At 68.4% G+C, this 16,300-nt stretch carries 13 protein-coding genes and 1 pseudogene; 7 read left to right on the plus strand and 7 right to left on the minus strand.

The window, feature by feature from the left end:
* Positions 1-6 precede the first annotated feature (6 nt).
* Together treA and HZI36_RS26930 are read right to left on the minus strand one after the other, a co-directional pair.
* On the minus strand, positions 7-1,599 hold the full coding sequence (gene treA, locus HZI36_RS08280) for an alpha,alpha-trehalase TreA (protein ID WP_425485208.1): 1,593 nt from the start codon (positions 1,597-1,599) through the stop codon (positions 7-9).
* 287 nt (positions 1,600-1,886) lie between these two features.
* Entirely contained in the window at positions 1,887-2,102 is a 216-nt protein-coding gene (locus tag HZI36_RS26930) for a hypothetical protein (protein ID WP_246327014.1), read from the minus strand.
* Here HZI36_RS26930 and HZI36_RS08285 point away from each other — a divergent pair.
* Both HZI36_RS08285 and HZI36_RS08290 read left to right on the plus strand, forming a co-directional pair.
* A pseudogene (locus HZI36_RS08285) lies at positions 2,020-3,414 on the plus strand (MFS transporter); the annotation flags it as partial. The gene HZI36_RS26930 and the pseudogene HZI36_RS08285 sit on opposite strands and share 83 nt — an antisense overlap.
* A gap of 344 nt (positions 3,415-3,758) precedes the next feature.
* A complete protein-coding gene (locus tag HZI36_RS08290) occupies positions 3,759-4,967 on the plus strand; it encodes a winged helix-turn-helix domain-containing protein (RefSeq protein ID WP_179402160.1) in 1,209 nt (402 codons plus the stop codon).
* 65 nt (positions 4,968-5,032) lie between these two features.
* Here HZI36_RS08290 and HZI36_RS08295 read toward each other — a convergent pair whose 3' ends face one another.
* Together HZI36_RS08295 and HZI36_RS08300 are read right to left on the minus strand one after the other, a co-directional pair.
* Positions 5,033-6,067 carry an NAD(P)-dependent alcohol dehydrogenase gene (locus HZI36_RS08295; RefSeq protein WP_179402161.1) on the minus strand — a complete coding sequence of 345 codons (1,035 nt, stop codon included), beginning with the start codon at positions 6,065-6,067 and terminating at the stop codon, positions 5,033-5,035.
* A 26-nt stretch (positions 6,068-6,093) separates the two neighbouring features.
* The gene (locus HZI36_RS08300; RefSeq protein WP_179402162.1) at positions 6,094-6,312 is read right to left on the minus strand and encodes a DUF1653 domain-containing protein; all 219 of its coding nucleotides are present in this window, start codon (positions 6,310-6,312) and stop codon (positions 6,094-6,096) included.
* Positions 6,313-6,623: 311 nt separating this feature from the next.
* Here HZI36_RS08300 and tcuC point away from each other — a divergent pair, with 311 nt between their 5' ends.
* Complete coding sequence (gene tcuC, locus HZI36_RS08305) at positions 6,624-7,913, plus strand: MFS transporter (protein WP_179402163.1); 1,290 nt, start codon at positions 6,624-6,626, stop codon at positions 7,911-7,913.
* Positions 7,914-8,319: 406 nt separating this feature from the next.
* Positions 8,320-9,000 carry a DUF4142 domain-containing protein gene (locus HZI36_RS08310; RefSeq protein ID WP_179402164.1) on the plus strand — a complete coding sequence of 227 codons (681 nt, stop codon included), beginning with the start codon at positions 8,320-8,322 and terminating at the stop codon, positions 8,998-9,000.
* Between the two features lie 135 nt (positions 9,001-9,135).
* Here the strand turns inward: HZI36_RS08310 and HZI36_RS08315 are convergent, their stop codons facing one another.
* The gene (locus HZI36_RS08315) at positions 9,136-10,056 is read right to left on the minus strand and encodes a LysR family transcriptional regulator (RefSeq protein ID WP_179402165.1); all 921 of its coding nucleotides are present in this window, start codon (positions 10,054-10,056) and stop codon (positions 9,136-9,138) included.
* A 50-nt stretch (positions 10,057-10,106) separates the two neighbouring features.
* Here HZI36_RS08315 and lysA point away from each other — a divergent pair, with 50 nt between their 5' ends.
* The gene (lysA, locus tag HZI36_RS08320) at positions 10,107-11,429 is read left to right on the plus strand and encodes a diaminopimelate decarboxylase (RefSeq protein WP_281376258.1); all 1,323 of its coding nucleotides are present in this window, start codon (positions 10,107-10,109) and stop codon (positions 11,427-11,429) included.
* 42 nt (positions 11,430-11,471) lie between these two features.
* Here the strand turns inward: lysA and HZI36_RS08325 are convergent, their stop codons facing one another.
* Entirely contained in the window at positions 11,472-12,359 is an 888-nt protein-coding gene (locus tag HZI36_RS08325) for a DMT family transporter (protein ID WP_179402167.1), read from the minus strand.
* Positions 12,360-12,484: 125 nt separating this feature from the next.
* Between HZI36_RS08325 and HZI36_RS08330 the strand changes: the two genes are divergently transcribed.
* Together HZI36_RS08330 and HZI36_RS08335 are read left to right on the plus strand one after the other, a co-directional pair.
* On the plus strand, positions 12,485-13,996 hold the full coding sequence (locus tag HZI36_RS08330) for an aminotransferase-like domain-containing protein (protein WP_179402168.1): 1,512 nt from the start codon (positions 12,485-12,487) through the stop codon (positions 13,994-13,996).
* A gap of 14 nt (positions 13,997-14,010) precedes the next feature.
* A complete protein-coding gene (locus HZI36_RS08335; RefSeq protein WP_179402209.1) occupies positions 14,011-14,805 on the plus strand; it encodes an N-acetylmuramoyl-L-alanine amidase family protein in 795 nt (264 codons plus the stop codon).
* 33 nt (positions 14,806-14,838) lie between these two features.
* Here the strand turns inward: HZI36_RS08335 and HZI36_RS08340 are convergent, their stop codons facing one another.
* Positions 14,839-16,185 (minus strand): glutamine synthetase family protein, encoded by a 1,347-nt coding sequence (locus HZI36_RS08340; RefSeq protein ID WP_179402169.1) that lies wholly within the window; start codon positions 16,183-16,185, stop codon positions 14,839-14,841.
* Between the last annotated feature and the right edge of the window lie 115 nt (positions 16,186-16,300).

The raw sequence follows: 16,300 nt of genomic DNA on the forward strand, positions 1-16,300 counted from the left end.
CCCGCGTCAGTCTCCGTACCGATCGAGCAGCTTCAGCGTGACGCCGTTGGTCCAGCCGAAGCCGTCCTGTAGCGGATACTCGCCGCCGCCTCCACCGCCCGCGCCGCTGCCTTCGACTACGTACTTCTCGACGAGCTTGCCCGCGGTCGCGTACACGTGCTTCACGCCGGCGAGAAAGCGCGTACCGATCTCGTTCGCGAGCGCGGTCTCGCCGTAGCGGTCGAGCCCCTCGATCGCGATCCAGTGCAGCGGCGCCCAGCCGTTCGGTGCGTCCCACTGCTGGCCGGTCGTGAGCGTCGTCGTCGCGAGGCCGCCGGCTTGCAGCAGCGTGTCGCGCACGTGCCGCGCGGTTTCCTTCGCGCGCCCGGGCGTCGCGGCGCCGGCGAACAGCGGATACAGCGCCGCGGCCGTCAGGTCGTCGCGCGGCTTGTCGAGCTGCCAGTCGTAGTCGCCGTAGTAGCCGTGGCGATTCCACAGATAGTGGTTGATCGCGGCCGCGCGCCGCTGCGCGCGCGCACGGAAATCGGCGACGCACGCGGCGTCGCGCGTGAGCGCGCAGCCTTTCGCGATCGTCGTTTCGAGATTGAACATCAGGCTGTTCAGGTCGACGGGCACGATCGACGTCGTGCGGATCGTCGTCAGCGTCTTGCCGTCGCCGAGCCAGCGCGAGCTGAAATCCCAGCCGCTTTCGGCGCCCGCGCGCAGATCGCGCCACACCTGCGGCGCGGGCCGATCAGGCGCGGCCTTCGCGGTCCGCACGTCCTCGAGATACGACTCGTCGCGCGGCGTGTCGCTCGCGTCCCAGTAGCGGTTCAGGATCGCGCCGTCGCGCATCGCGACCACGTGGCCGGCGGCACCGCCGCGCGGCGTCGTGCGCTCGCCTTCCATCCAGTACGCGTACTCGCGGCGCAGCGCGGGCAGATATTTCTGATAGACCTTGTCGCCCTCGACGCGCGCCGCGAGCGTCACCATGTACGCGAAGAACGGCGGCTGCGAGCGGCTCGCGTAATACGTGCGATTGCCGTTCGGCACGTGGCCGATCGTATCGATCAGGAAAGCGAAGTTGTCGAGCATGTCGTCGACGAGATCCTCGTGGCCCGCCTCCTGCAGCCCGAGCATCGTGAAATACGTGTCCCAGTAGTAGCCTTCGCGGAACCGGCCGCCCGGCACGACGTACGGCTTCGGCAGCGCGATCAGCGAACCGTATCGCGACGCGTCCACCGACGTGCGCGTGAGCCTCGGCCACAGCCAGTCGATGTGCGCGCGCAGGCCCTGGTTCGGCGGCGGCGTCACCGGCCGGTCGACGGGCGGCGCGAAGTGAGTATCGACGAACCGTTTCAGCGAAAAACCCGGCTGGTTCTTTTGTTGCGCGTACAACTTGATGATCGTCGCGGGATCGGTGTCCGGCATCGCGTCGACGAAGGTTTTCTGATCCGGATAAATCTGCGCGGTCTGCACCGCGACGAACAGATCGCCGTAGAGCCGGCTCGGCGGCGGCAGGATCGACGCGGCGGCGGGATGAGTGACGTCGGCGTGCGCGACACAGCCGGCGGTACAGAAATAGGCGGCCGCGAACGCGAAAAGCATGAATACGGACATCCGGCGGCGGACCGGATTCGCGACGGACGACGAAGACAAGACATAACGCGGCGTCATGGCCGCTTCCCTCCTTCCGATGGCGAGTTGAACGGCGGAACGATCTCCTGTCGCGCGGCGCGCTCGTGTCGATCGCCGTCGATCGCCGTCGACCCATGCGCGTCGGTGGTGTCGATACGAACGGAAACTGTCGCACGAAACGCAACATGCGGGCAACCGGTCATGCCCGACGCGACGCACGCCGCTTCGATCGCGATCCGCCGCCGACCCGCGCCACGCGGACTGTTTAGTTAACCGGAGCGCGGTTTTACGATGCGGCGCAATATCGTGCCGGCCCGCCGCGTCGCTTCGAAAGCGCGTGCCGACGCGTGACGCGCCGGCGACCGCCGTTGCATAATGGCGTCTTTGCCGCGCATCCCGCCCATGCCGCTCGCCGCCCACGCCTTCATTGCACCGCTGATCGTCGCCTGTGCACTGTTCATGGAAAGCGTGGATGCGAACATCATCGTCACCGCGTTGCCGTCGATGGCGCGCGACTTCGGTCACAGTCCCGTCACGCTGAACATCGCGATCACCGCGTACGTGGTCGGGCTCGGCGTGTTCATCCCGATCTGCGGCTGGCTCGCCGACCGTTTCGGCGCACGCACCGTGTTCCGCACCGCGATCGGCATCTTCGTCGTCGGCTCGCTGATGTGCGCGGCGTCGAACTCGCTCGCGATGATGACGTTCGCGCGCTTCGTGCAAGGCGTCGGCGGCGCGATGATGGTGCCGGTCGGCCGCATCATCATCTTCCGCGCGGTGCCGCGCGCCGAGCTCGTGCGCGCGATGAACTACCTGAGCATCCCCGCGCTGTTCGGCCCCGCGGCCGGGCCGCTCGTCGGCGGCTTCATCACGACCTATCTGCACTGGCGGCTGATCTTCCTGATCAACGTGCCGATCGGCCTGTACGGGATCTATCTCGCGAACAAGCACATCGCGAACACGCACGAGCCCGATCCGGGGCCGCTCGACACGTTCGGCTTCCTGCTGTCGGCGGCCGGCGCCGCGCTGCTGCTGATGGGCCTCACGCTGATCGACGGCGAGCTGACGTCGCGCACGAACGCGATCGCGATGTGCGTCGCCGGCGCCGCGATGATCGCGCTGTACGTGCCGTACGCGCGCCGCAAGACGCGGCCGGTGCTCGACCTGTCGTTCCTGCGGCTGCCGACCTATCACGCGAGCGTCGTCGGCGGCTCGCTGTTCCGGATCGGGCTCGGCGCGGTGCCGTTCCTGCTGCCGCTCGCGCTGCAGGAAGGGCTCGGGATGAGCGCGTTCCATTCCGGGCTGATCACCTGCGCGTCGGCCGTCGGCGGCGCGGTCAGCCGCTTCACCGCGACGCGCACGCTGCGCCGCTTCGGGTTCCGCACCGTGCTGATGTACAACGCCGCGTTCGCCGGGCTCGCGATCGCCGCATATGCGGCGTTCCGCCCGGGCATGCCGACCTGGGCGATCTGGACGATCGTGCTCGTCGGCGGCGTGTTCCCGGCGCTGCAGTTCACGAGCCTCAATTCGATGATCTACGCGGAAATCGCACCCGTCGACGCGGGCCGCGCGACGAGCCTCGGTAGCGTCGTCCAGCAGATGTCGCTCGGGCTCGGCGTCACCGTCGCGGGGCTCGTGCTTCATCTGTCGCACTGGATACAGGGGCATCCGACGATCGTCTGGTCCGACTTCTGGCCGGCGTTCATCGTCGTCGGACTGTTCTCGTTCGCGTCGATTCCGATCACCGGGCGGCTGCCGCCCCATGCCGGCGACGAGGTCGCGCGCGGCAAGCGTCGCAGGGAAAGCGACGAAAGAAGCGAAGAAAAGAAAGCGGAAGCGGAAGCGGAAAAAAAATCAGCGGACATCCACACGGGGCCGGTTGCATAACCGTATGGATGCCCGCTCAGGGTGCCGGGCGCTCATTGGGGGTTGAGCGCGCCGGGTTCGCCTCCTGCGTGCCATAGACATATCGTGCGTCGGAGGCGGACCGGTGCGCGCGATGAAGCGCGCTTGCAGATCACTATAGGGAAACTTTCGCGATTCATCTGTCAACCATTGTCAGATGCGGCGTGGATGCGCGGCGCGCGCGCCGCGCATTCACGCTACAGTGTCGCTCGTCCGTTCCTGACGCCGTCGCCCCGATGCTCACGCTCTCGCCCGCCGCCGCCCGCGCGCTCCACCTCGCCGCGCAGGGCCTGCTGACGCCACCGCGCCGCAAGGCGACCAAGGCGGACGTGCTCGACGCGATCCGGCGTATGGCGCAGTTGCAGATCGACACGATCCACGTCGTCGCGCGCAGCCCGTACCTCGTGCTGTACAGCCGGCTCGGCGCGTATCCGGCGCAGTGGCTCGACGAGCATCTGGCCGACGCGCAACTGTTCGAATACTGGTCGCATGAAGCGTGCTTCCTGCCGATCGAGCAGTTCGGCCTGATGCGGCACAAGATGCTCGACCCGTCCGGGATGGGATGGAAATACGCAGCCGACTGGCACGCGCGCCATCGCAACGACATCGACCGCCTGCTCGCGCAAATCCGCGCGACGGGGCCGGTGCGCTCGGCCGATTTCACGCGCAGCGGCGGCAAGGGCAACGGCTGGTGGGACTGGAAGCCGGAGAAGCGTCACCTGGAAGTGCTGTTCTCGACGGGCCAGTTGATGGTCGCCGAACGGCGCAACTTCCAGCGCGTGTACGACGTGCCCGAGCGCATCCTGCCCGACTGGAACGACGCGCGCGACCTGCCGCCGCGCGAGGCCGTGCTGCCGGCGCTGCTCGACCTCACATGCCGCGCGCTCGGGATCGTGCGCGCGGACTGGGTCGCCGATTACTACCGGCTGCCGCGCCGGTCGTACCGCGCGGAGCTCGACGCGCTCGCGAACGCCGGCGAGCTGATTCCGGTCGCCGTCGACGGCTGGAAGGAGCCGGGCTACGTGCATCGCTCGCTCGACGCGCTGCTGCCCGCCGCGGCAGCGAACACGCTGCGCGCGAGCGTGACGACGCTGCTGTCGCCGTTCGATCCGGTGGTCTGGGATCGGCGGCGAGCCGCCGCGCTGTTCGACTTCGACTACACGATCGAGTGCTACACGCCCGCGCACAAGCGCCGTTACGGCTACTTCTGCCTGCCGGTGCTGCATCGCGGGCGGCTCGTCGGTCGGATCGATGCGAAGGCGCATCGCGAGCAGCGCGTGTTCGAGCTGAAGCGCGTGCATCTGGAACCCGGCGTGCGCGCGGGCGCCGGGCTCGCGGCCGATCTCGGCAAGGCGGTCAGGAAGCTCGCCGCATGGCACGACACGCCCGACGTCAGGGTCGGCGACGCGCCGCCGGCGATCGCGCACGCGTTGGCGGGCGAATAGTGGCGCGCGGCGCGCGACGTCCGGCGAACGCGCCGCCGCATTGACGGCCCCGGCGGCCCCGGCGCTCAGTGGCTCGGAACCAGCACCGCGCGCCCGTTGATCCTGCCTTCGCGCAGCATCTGATAGACGTCGTTCGCGCGCTCGAGCGGATACGTCGTGTAGTCGATGTCGATGATGCCCTTGCGCTTCATGTCGAGCACTTCCATCAGCTCGACACGCGAGCCCCAGTACGGCACGCACAGCGACGCGCCCCACGGCACCACGCCCGCCGCGTAGTCGATGTGCCCGCCCGCGAGGCCGACGACCGTGAAGTCGCCGTTCAGGCCGACCGTCGCCGCGCCGAGCGCGAGCGTCGGCGCGGCGCCGACGAAATCCAGCACCACCGCGCATTTCTTGCTGCCGGTCAGCGCCCTGATCTGCTCGGCCGCGTCGGGCCGATCGGTGCGCACGACGTGATCCGCGCCGTGATGCCGCGCGACGTCGAGCTTGTCGTCGGCGATGTCGCCCGCGATCACGGTCGCCGCATACAGCTTCTTCAGGATCTGCACGGCCATGTGTCCAAGCCCGCCGATCCCGATCACGAACACGAAGCTCGACGGCGTGAGCTTCGCCGCCGAGCGCTTGATCGCGTGATACGGCGTCAGCGCCGCGTCGGACAGCGGCGCGACCTCGCCCGGCGCGAGATCGCCGAGCTTCACGAGCAGGCGCGGATGCGGAACGATCATGTACTCGGCCATTCCACCGTCGGTCCCGAGCCCGCCGCCGAGCACCGGCGACTCGGATTGATGCTCGCAGTAATTTTCGAACGACGCCTGGCACGGCGCGCAATGGCCGCAGCCCCATGGTCCGAACACCATCACGGGCTCGCCTATCTCGAAGCCGTCGACACCGTCGCCGAGCTGCTCGACCCAGCCGGCATTCTCGTGGCCGAGCGTGAACGGCTGCTTCTGCGCGCGCCGGCCGTGCTCGATCAGATGAAGATCCGAATGGCAGACGCCGGCCGCGGCCACCTTGACCAGCACTTCGCCCGGCTTCGGCACGGGCCTGTCGACGTCGACGACCCGGACATCGTTCACTCCAAACAGGCGCACTGCTTTCATCGTCCGTCTCCCGGTGAGGCGCGACGTCAGTCGCGCAACTTGCGAAAGCGCGGCGTGCCGTCGGCGAGCGATTCGTTGAACATCGCCTCGGGCCGCACCCACAGGCCGCGCGCATGCGGCCACAAATGCTCGTAGACGACGAGCGATTCCTCGGTCTCGGAATGGCGGGCGACGCCGATCACGCGGTACAAGCCGCCTTTGTAATGACGATGCGTCGCGAGCCGTTCGGCTTCCTGTTCGGTCATGGTGTGCGTGCTGCGTGAGAGAAGCGCCTATTGTATGCGTGGGTCGCGCCCGTGGGCGCGGCCCCGCGAGGAAAATCGCACCCGGCCGCGCGCCTTCTTTGACCTTTCACGACGGTCGCCGAGCACCGCATCGGTGCGCGTGCCCCGGTGAATATCGGGCATCCGCGTCGAACATCCGTGACGCGAATGTCCGGTAAGAATATTCGGGCCAATCACCTCGAAAATAAAGCGCATACTTGGGAGCGCTGCGGGGAGCGCTGCGCGCGACGCCCGACCCGATTCGACCAACGAACTCTCCAGGAGACTTCTCGATGTCCGACTCCGTGGCCACCTCCTCCCGTTCGAAGGCCGCGGCAGTCGTCCGCGTGACCGCCGGCAACTTCCTCGAGCAGTTCGACTTCTTCCTGTTCGGCTTCTATGCGACGCAGATCTCGTCGGTGTTCTTTCCGACGAGCAGCGATTTCGCGTCGCTGATGCTGACGTTCGCGGTGTTCGGCGCGGGCTTCCTGATGCGGCCGCTCGGCGCGATCGTGCTCGGCGCGTACATCGACGAAGTCGGCCGCCGCAAGGGGCTCATCGTCACGCTCGGAATCATGGCGAGCGGCACGGTTCTGATCGCGTTCGTGCCCGGCTATCAGACGATCGGCCTGCTCGCGCCGGCCCTCGTGCTGGTCGGCCGTCTGCTGCAGGGCTTTTCGGCGGGCGCGGAGCTCGGCGGCGTATCCGTCTATCTGGCGGAAATGGCGACGCCCGGCAAGAAGGGCTTCTATACGAGCTGGCAGTCGGCCAGCCAGCAGGTGTCGATCGTCGTCGCGGCGGCGCTCGGCTACGTGCTGAACGAATCGCTGAGCAAGACCGAGATAGCCGCGTGGGGCTGGCGCGTGCCGTTCCTCGTCGGCTGCATGATCGTGCCGCTGATCTTCATGCTGCGCCGCAAGCTGCAGGAAACCGAGGCGTTCCAGCATCGCTCGCATCGCCCGAGCACGCGCGAGGTGTTCACGACGCTGACGCGCAATTGGCCGGTCGTGATCGGCGGGATGATGCTCGTCGCGATGACGACGACGAGCTTCTATCTGATCACCGTCTACACGCCGACCTACGGCAAGACCGTGCTGCATCTGAGCACCGCGGACAGCCTGATCGTCACGCTGTGCGTCGCGGTGTCGAACTTCATCTGGCTGCCGATCGGCGGGATCATCTCCGACCGCATCGGCCGCCGCCCAGTGATGCTCGCGGTCACCGCACTGAACGTGCTGACCGCGTACCCGGCGCTGACGTTCCTCGCGCATGCGCCGACGTTCGGCAACATGCTCGTCGTGCTGCTGTGGATGTCGTTCATGTTCGGGATGTACAACGGCGCGATGGTCGTCGCGCTGACCGAGGTGATGCCGGTCGAGGTGCGCGTCGCCGGCTTCTCGCTCGCGTACAGCCTCGCGACCGCGGTCTTCGGCGGCTTCACGCCGGCGATCTCGACCGCACTGATCCACATGACCGGCAACAAGGCCGCGCCCGGCTTCTGGATGAGCTTCGCGGCCGCGTGCGCGTTCTGCGCAACCGCGCTGCTGTACAGCCGCCGCGGCGACGCGCGGCAGGCCGTCTGACGTTTCGCTCGACGACGCGGCCGCAGCTTGCACGGCTGCGGCTCGATTTTTGTCGAATTACTTCGGTATCCTGTCATTTTCTCCGATCGCATTTACGCGCGTTGCGTGACGTCAGTTTGACAGAAACATGACGTCGACAACGCATGCGCGTGCATGGCGCAAAATGCATGCGGGCAACCATCGTCCATTCGTCTTACCAACCGTTACACAAGCGACATCGTCGTAGCACCTGCCCTGAAAGGCCTCTCCTAGAATCGATCGTGCCGGCTTTGCTTCGATCGGCGCCGCGGCAGAGCGGCGGTCGAGCCGGCCCGGGCCCATGCCCGGACTCGTTCACTGCCACGGACCGCGGCTTGCGCCGCATGCTCTCCGTCCTTCAACCCGAGCCCGATTGAAAGGAGGTCCCATGACCCGTTTCCCTATCGCTACCCGTCTTGCCCTGTCTGCCGCCGGTCTGCTTCTCGTCGCCGCGACGGCGAACGCGCAAACCGCGCAACCGATGCAGCCCGCGCCTTCCGCGCAAACCGCACCGTCGTCGACCACGCCGTCCGCGCCTTCTTCGATGCAGCCGTCCGCGCCTTCGTCAATGGAGCCGTCCGGTCAGTCGTCGATGCACTCGTCCGCGCAATCGTCCACCGACGTGCGGCTGCATGAGGCCGACCAGTCGTTCATCACCGACGGCACGAAGGCCGTGTCGACGCAACGCGACGCGGCGCGCATCGCCGATTCGCGCTCGTCGGACAGCCAGGTCAAGGCATTCGCGGAACGCGTCGTCACCGACAACGCAAAGATTTCCAGCGCGATGCGCGCGGCGAGCCCGCGCGGCGTCGACGTGCCCAACAACGATCCGAACCCGACCGCGCTCGACAGCATCAAGGACCTGCGCGGCGACGCGTTCGACAAGGCGTACATCGAGCAGGTCGCGCTGAGCGGCGAGCAGAAGACGCTGTCGGTGTTCCAGGCCGAGATCGCGTCGGGCCGCGACCAGAAGCTGACCAGCGTCGCGCGTCAGGCGCTGCCGATTCTGCAGGCGCATTACGCGGAAGCGCAGAAGCTCGCGGCACGCAAGCACCTGAGCGCGCAGTAACGCGCGAGCGCATCGTGCGCTCGCCTTCCCTCGGGATCGAGGACGAGTCGATCGGCTCGCCCTCGATCCGGGGCGAAAGCGATCGCGATCGCTTTCGCCCGACCTTAGCAGAGCCGCGCGCCGCGCCCGACGACGTCAGCCGAGATACGCGGCGAGCCGTTGCCGGATCGCGTCCGCCTCGTCGTGCAGCGCGGCCGTGAACGCATCGACGAGCAGATTCTTCGGTCGATGCTCGGGCACGATCACGCTGACACGGAACGGAAACGAGCGCGTCAGCGGCCGGATATGCAGATCGCGCCCCGCGAAATCGAGCGCGGTCAGCGGATTCACGATCGCGAGCCCGAGCCCCTGTCGCACGAACGCGCACACCGACACCGCCGACGGCGTCTCGATCACCGAGCGCGGCGCCGCGCCGAGTTGCGCGAACGCGTCGTCGATCAGGATCCGGTACGGATCGTTCAGCGACAGGCTCACGAACGGATGCGCGACGAGATCGTCGAGATCGAGCGCGGCCTTCGCGAGCAGCGGATGTCCGTCCGGCAGCACGCACACCTCGTCCACTTCGAGCAGCGGCGCGAGCACGGTGCCGGCCGGCGCGACATCGTGCTCGGTCAGCCCGACGTCGTAGCGCTGCGCGGTCAGCCATTCCTCGAGCACCGGCGATTCCTGCGCGGCCACCGACACGCTGACGCCTGCGTGCGCCGCATGAAACCGCCGGCACGCGCCGGGCAGGATCGCGTGCGTAAACGCGGGCAGCGCGATCACCGACAACTGGCCGTCGCGGAATTCGCGCAATCGCGCGGCCGTCGCCGCGACGCGCTCGAGCCCCACATACGCGAGCCGCACGTCGTCATACAGCGTCAGCGCGGCCATCGTCGGCCGCAGCCGCCCGTGCACGCGCTCGAACAGCGCGAAACCGACCGTCTGCTCGAGCCGCGCGAGCTCGCGGCTCACGGTCGGCTGCGACGTATACAGCAGCTCGGCCGCGCGCGTCGCGCTGCCCGCGAGCATCAGCGCACGGAATACCTCGATCTGGCGATGCGTGAGCGCGGCCATTCATCTATATCCAATATGAATTGATTGTCGACAAATCCGCATTTTACGGCATGACCGTTTCGGCGCATCATCACGAGCATCGTTCATTCCGTTCCAGCCAGGATCTCGCCATGTCCATCGACTCCCGCCAGTTCGCGTCGCTCGCGCAGCAATACGGCACCCCGCTCTGGGTGTACGACGCCGACGTGATCCGCGACCGCATCGCGCAACTGCGCCGCTTCGACGCGATCCGATACGCACAGAAGGCATGCTCGAACGTCCATATCCTGAAGCTGATGCGCGAAGAAGGCGTGCTCGTCGACGCGGTGTCGGGCGGCGAGATCGAGCGCAGCTTCGCGGCCGGCTTCTCGCCGGACGGCGAGCCGGAGGGCGTCGTGTTCACCGCCGACCTGATCGACCTGCCGACGCTCGCGACCGTGCTGAAGCACCGCGTGACCGTGAACGCGGGTTCGCTCGACATGCTCGAGCGTATTGGCAAACATGCGGGTCAACATGCGGGCGAGCAGTCGCCCGGCCATCGCGTGTGGCTGCGGATCAACCCGGGCTTCGGCCACGGCCACAGCAACAAGACCAACACCGGCGGCCCGCAGAGCAAGCACGGGATCTGGATCGGCGACGTGCCGCGTGCCATCGAGATCGTGCGCCAGTACGGGCTGAAGCTCGTCGGCATCCACATGCACATCGGCTCGGGCGTCGACTACGGGCATCTGTCGCAGGTTTGCGACGCGATGGTCGACCTCGTCACGTCGCTCGACCACGACATCGACGCAATCTCGGCGGGCGGCGGGCTGTCGGTGCCTTACCGCGACGGCGAATCGCGCATCGACGTCGAGCATTACTTCAGCCTGTGGGACGCCGCGCGCAAGCGGATCGAACAGCATCTCGGCCACGCGGTGCGGATCGAGATCGAGCCGGGCCGCTTCCTCGTCGCGGAAGCCGGCACGCTCGTCGCGCAGGTGCAGTCGATCAACCGCCGGCCGAAACACGATTTCGCGCTGATCGACGCCGGCTTCAACGACCTGATGCGCCCGGCGATGTACGGCAGCTATCACGGCGTGACGGTCCACACGCCGGACGGCGCGGCACCCGTTGGCCGGCCGCTCGCGGACGTTGCGATCGCGGGCCCGCTGTGCGAATCCGGCGACGTGTTCACGCAGGATGCCGGCGGCGTGGTCACGCACCGCCAGTTGCCGCAGCCGCAAATCGGCGATCTGCTTTATTTCCAGAACGCGGGCGCGTACGGGTCGTCGATGTCGTCGAACTACAATAGCCGGCCGCTCGCGGCCGAAGTGCTCGTCGATCGCGGCGCACCGCGGCTGATCCGCCGCCGGCAGACGATCGCGGAGCTGCTCGCGCTCGAGCTCGACGTGTAACGCGGCAGCGGTCAACCCGGCGCCGGCGCCCCCCCGCGCCGCCTACCCCGGCCGGCGCACCGGCATCGCGCGCGAGAAATACTTCGCACCGGCCACGCAGCCGACGACGACCGCCGTCGCCGCGACCATCGACGCCGGCACCCGCTCGTGCAGCAGCACGGCGGCCAGCACGAGGCCGAAGAACGGCTGCAGCAGCTGCAGCTGACCGACGCCCGCGATCCCGCCGAGCGCGAGCCCGCGATACCAGAACACGAAGCCGATCAGCATGCTGAACAGCGACACGTACGCGAGCCCCCACAGCGCGGCCGGATCGACACCGGCGAGCGACGCGGGCCGCGCGATCCACGCGAGCGGCAGCATCACCGGCAGCGACAGCACGAGCGCCCACGAGATCACCTGCCAGCCGCCGAGCGCCCTCGACAACCGCGCGCCTTCCGCATAGCCGAGCCCGCAGACGACGATCGCCGCGAGCATCAGCGCGTCGCCGGACGACGATGCGCCGGCGCCGGCGCGCAGCGCGAACGCGCCGACCGCGACGCTGCCCGCGACCGAAAAGATCCAGAACGGCAGCCGCGGCCGCTCGCCGCCGCGCCACACGCCGAACAGCGCGGTCGCGAGCGGCAGCAGCCCGACGAACACGATCGCGTGCGCGGACGTCACGTGCCGCAGCGCAAGCGCGGTCAGCAACGGAAAGCCGATCACGACGCCGAGCGCGACGAGCACCAGCGGCATCAGCGCGTCGCGGGTCGGCCGCGCCTGGCGCAGCGCAACCAGCAGGATCAGGCCGAGCGCGCCGGCAATGGTCGCCCGCGCGCACGTCGCGAAGATCGGGTCGAGGCTCTGCACCACGACGCGCGTGGCCGGCAGCGAGCCGCTGAAGATCAGAACGCCCAGCATCCCGCTGAGCCATCCGTCGGTCGTCTTTTGCATCGGAAGTCCATCCGTGGGAGGGAAAATCCAATGATCCGGCACGGCCGGAAAAAGCGTAAGCTACGGAGCAATACAATTTTGCAAAACTGTACTGATCATCTTTCCGTACAGTTCACGGACACATGATGGACGCTTCACTGCCTGATTCACTGCCTGATTCACTGCCCTATTCGCCACCTTCGCCGTCCGCACCGGCACGCACCCGCGTCGATGCGGTGATGCACGCGCTGCGCGAGCGGATCGCGAGCCGCGCGCTGATGCCCGGCGCGCGCGTGCCGTCAATCCGCGCGATGGCCGATCTGCTGCGGGTGTCGAAGTCGACGGTCGTCGACGCGTACGAGCGGCTCGCCGGCGAAGGCGTGCTCGTCGCGCGACGCGGATCGGGCTTCTACGTGTCCGGGCACGCGCCGCCGCTCGCGCTCGCCGATCTCGGCCCGCGCCTCGACCGCGAGCTCGATCCACTGTGGCTCACGCGCCAGTCGCTCGAAACCGGCGCGACCGACGCGAAGCCCGGCTGCGGCTGGCTGCCTGCGTCGTGGCTGCCCGACGAGAGTCTGCGGCGCGCGTTGCGGGCCGCGTCGCGCGACGCGCCCGATCCGCTCGTCGAATACGCGACGCCGCTCGGCCTGCCCGCGCTGCGCCAACAACTCGCGTGGCGGCTCGCGCAGCACGGGATCGACGCCGATCCCGCGCAGATCGTGCTGACCGACGGCGGCACGCACGCGCTCGACCTCGTGTGTCGGATGCTGCTCGAGCCGGGCGACACCGTGCTGCTCGACGATCCGTGCTACTTCAACTTCCAGGCGCTGCTGCGCGCGCACCGCGCGCGGATCGTCAGCGTGCCCTACACGCCGAACGGGCCCGATCTCGCACGCTTCGAACAGGCGCTGATCGCGCACCGGCCGCGGCTGTACATCACGAACGCCGCGCTCCACAATCCGACCGGCGCGACGCTCGCGCCGACCGTCGCGCACCGGCTGCTGACGCTCGCGAACGAGCACGACCTGCTGATCGTCGAGGACGACATCTTCGCGGATTTCGAGACCGAGCCCGCGCCGCGCCTCGCCGCGTTCGACGGGCTCGCGCGCGTCGTGTCGATCGGCAGCTTCTCGAAGACGCTGTCGGCCGCGCTGCGCTGCGGCTACATCGCTGCGCGACCCGCGTGGATCGAGCCGCTCGTCGACCTGAAGCTCGCGACGTCGTTCGGCAACGCGCAGCTCGCCGCGAACGTCGTGCACCGGATGCTCGTCGAGGGCACGTACCGGCGCCACCTGGACGGCCTGCGCGCGCGGCTCGCCGACGCGATGGGCGACACGCTGCGGCGGCTCGCGCGCGCGGGGCTCGAGGTCTGGACGCGTCCGCGCGCCGGAATGTTCGTGTGGGCCAGGCTGCCGGACGGGCTCGATGCGGCGCGCGTGGCACGCCATGCGCTCGATGCGCGCGTCGTGCTCGCGCCGGGCGACGTGTTCAGCGCGTCGCGCAGCGCGACGTCATTCATGCGCTTCAACGTGTCGCGCTGCAACGGGCCCGCCACGTTCGACGCGCTCGCGCGCGCGATGGACAGCACGCGCGCGTCGTGTCACGATCGCGTCCCGGGGCCGAACGAGGCCGAAGCATGTCCCAGTCCACGACGATGACGAAAACGACAGGAATGACGATCGCACCGCCTCTTTCGCCGAGACAAAAGGCCGCCCGCTCGCTCGTCTGGGCGGCGCTGCTGCTCGCGGCGCCGGCGCTGCGCGCGCAGTCCGCGCCGGACGCCGCCCACGCGGACGCCGCCGACGCACGTACCACCGACACACGTCCCGCCGGCGCGCGGCATGCGCCGTACGTCGTCGTCGATACCGGCCACACGCCCGCGCACCCGGGCGCGACCGGTGCGAGCGGCCGCGTCGAATATCTGTACAACCTCGATCTGTCGGCCGCGGTCGCACAACGGCTGCGCGCGCACGGCGACCGCGTGCTGCGCACGTCGGCCGACGGCCGCGAGATCGCGCTGACCGAGCGCTCGACGCAGGCGCCCGACGCGGACCTGTTCGTGTCGATCCATCACGATTCGGTCCAGCAGCCGTTCATCGACGCGGGCCGGCAACGCGAATTCCACGGTTTCGCGGTGTTCGTGTCGGAACGCAATCCGCACTACACGCAGAGCCTGCGCTGCGCGAAAGCGATCGCCGAGCGGCTCGTCGCGTCCGGCGAGACGCCGTCGCTCTATCACGCGCAGCCGATCCGCGGCGAGAACCGCCCGCTGCTCGACGCGCATCTCGGCATCCATCGCTTCGACGACCTCGTCGTGCTGCGCACCGCGCCGATTCCCGCGGTGCTCGTCGAGGCCGGCGTGATCGTCAATCCGGACGAGGAACAGCGGCTCGCGCGGCCCGACACGATCGCGAAGCTATCCGAAGCAATCGCGGGCGGCATCGAAACGTGCACCGCGCCGCAATGACGCGCGGCGGACGTCACGCCGCGCGGCGCCGCATCACAGAAACCATCGATACTCGCGCGCGCTGATCTCGTTCCTGAAATCGAGCTCTTCCTGCCGCTTGTTCTCGCAGTAGACCATCACGAACTCGCTGCCCATCCCTTCGCACACGGCCGGATGCCCCTGCATCGCCGCGACCGCCGACAGCATCTCCTTCGGGAAATCGATCCCGCTGCCGCGATCCTCGTTCAGCGGCGCGATCGGCTCGAGGCCCGCGTCGAGGCCGTGCTCCATCCCGGTCAGGATCGCCGCGAGCACCAGATACGGGTTCGCGTCCGCGCTCGCGAGCCGATGCTCGATCCGCAGGTTTTTCGCATCGGACTCCGGAATGCGGATGCACGCGTCGCGATCCTCGAAGCCCCAGCTCGCGCGGCTCGCCGCGTTCACCATCGAGCCGTAGCGCCGGTACGCGTTGTGGTTCGGCGCGAACACCGGCATGCAGTGCGGCAGCAGCGCGAGACAGCCGGCCACCGCGTGACGCAGCGGACGCTGGTTGTCGAGCGCGAGCAGATTGCGGCCGCTCTCGTCGTAGAGGCTCACGTGCACGTGCATCCCGCTGCCCGGCGCGTGCAGGTACGGCTTGCCGATGAAGCTCGCGCGATAGCCGTGCTTCAGCGCGACGCCGCGCGTGCTGCGGCAGAACATCGCCGACCAGTCCCCCGCGCGCAGCCCGTCGTCGCAATGGCCGAAGTTGATCTCGAACTGGCCCGGCCCGAGCTCGGCGGTGATCACCGTCGCGTCGACACCCTGCTCGCACGCGACGTCGACCATCTCGTGCAGCACGTCGGAGAAGCGCGACAGCCGCTCGATGTGCATGTTCGGCTGATCGTCGCGATCGTCCGACAGGCGATCGCGCGGATACTTCGGCATCCCGTCCTCGAGCTGCGCGTCGAACAGATAGAACTCGAGCTCGAACGCGACGACCGGCCGGATGCCACGCCGCGCGAGCCGCTTCAGCACGCGCGCGAGCACCTCGCGCGGCTCGAACTCGACCGGCGCGTCGGTCCCGTCGGTCGTGATCAGCATCTGGCCGAGCGGCTGCTTCTCCCAGGTCACCGGCTTCAGCGTGCCCGGGATCAACCGGCGCACCGCGTCAGGATCGCCGTCGTTGAAGCAGTAGTCGCCGATCTTGTAGAGCCCGCCCTGCGTGCCGAGCAGGATGCAGTTCTGCGGCAGCTTCAGCAGCGAGCCGGCCGCGACCTTCTCGAGCGCGTCGATCGGATAGCGCTTGCCATAGAAGTGCCCGGGCAGATCGAGGCAGATCAGGTCGACGTAGCGGATCTCCGGATGCGCGGCGCGAAACGCGCGGACCTCGGCGACCAGATCGGTAACGGCAGCATTCATGATTCTTGTCCTTCTGATGCGATGGCGATGCCAATGGCGACGGCGCGCGGCGGCGCCGGAACGTCCGGACGAACTCCGTCGACGGCCGTCCGCGTCGCGGGCGCCCGTCCATCCG

Origin of the sequence: Burkholderia guangdongensis (assembly GCF_013403875.1) — a bacterium.
Taxonomy (GTDB): Bacteria; Pseudomonadota; Gammaproteobacteria; order Burkholderiales; family Burkholderiaceae; genus Burkholderia; species Burkholderia guangdongensis.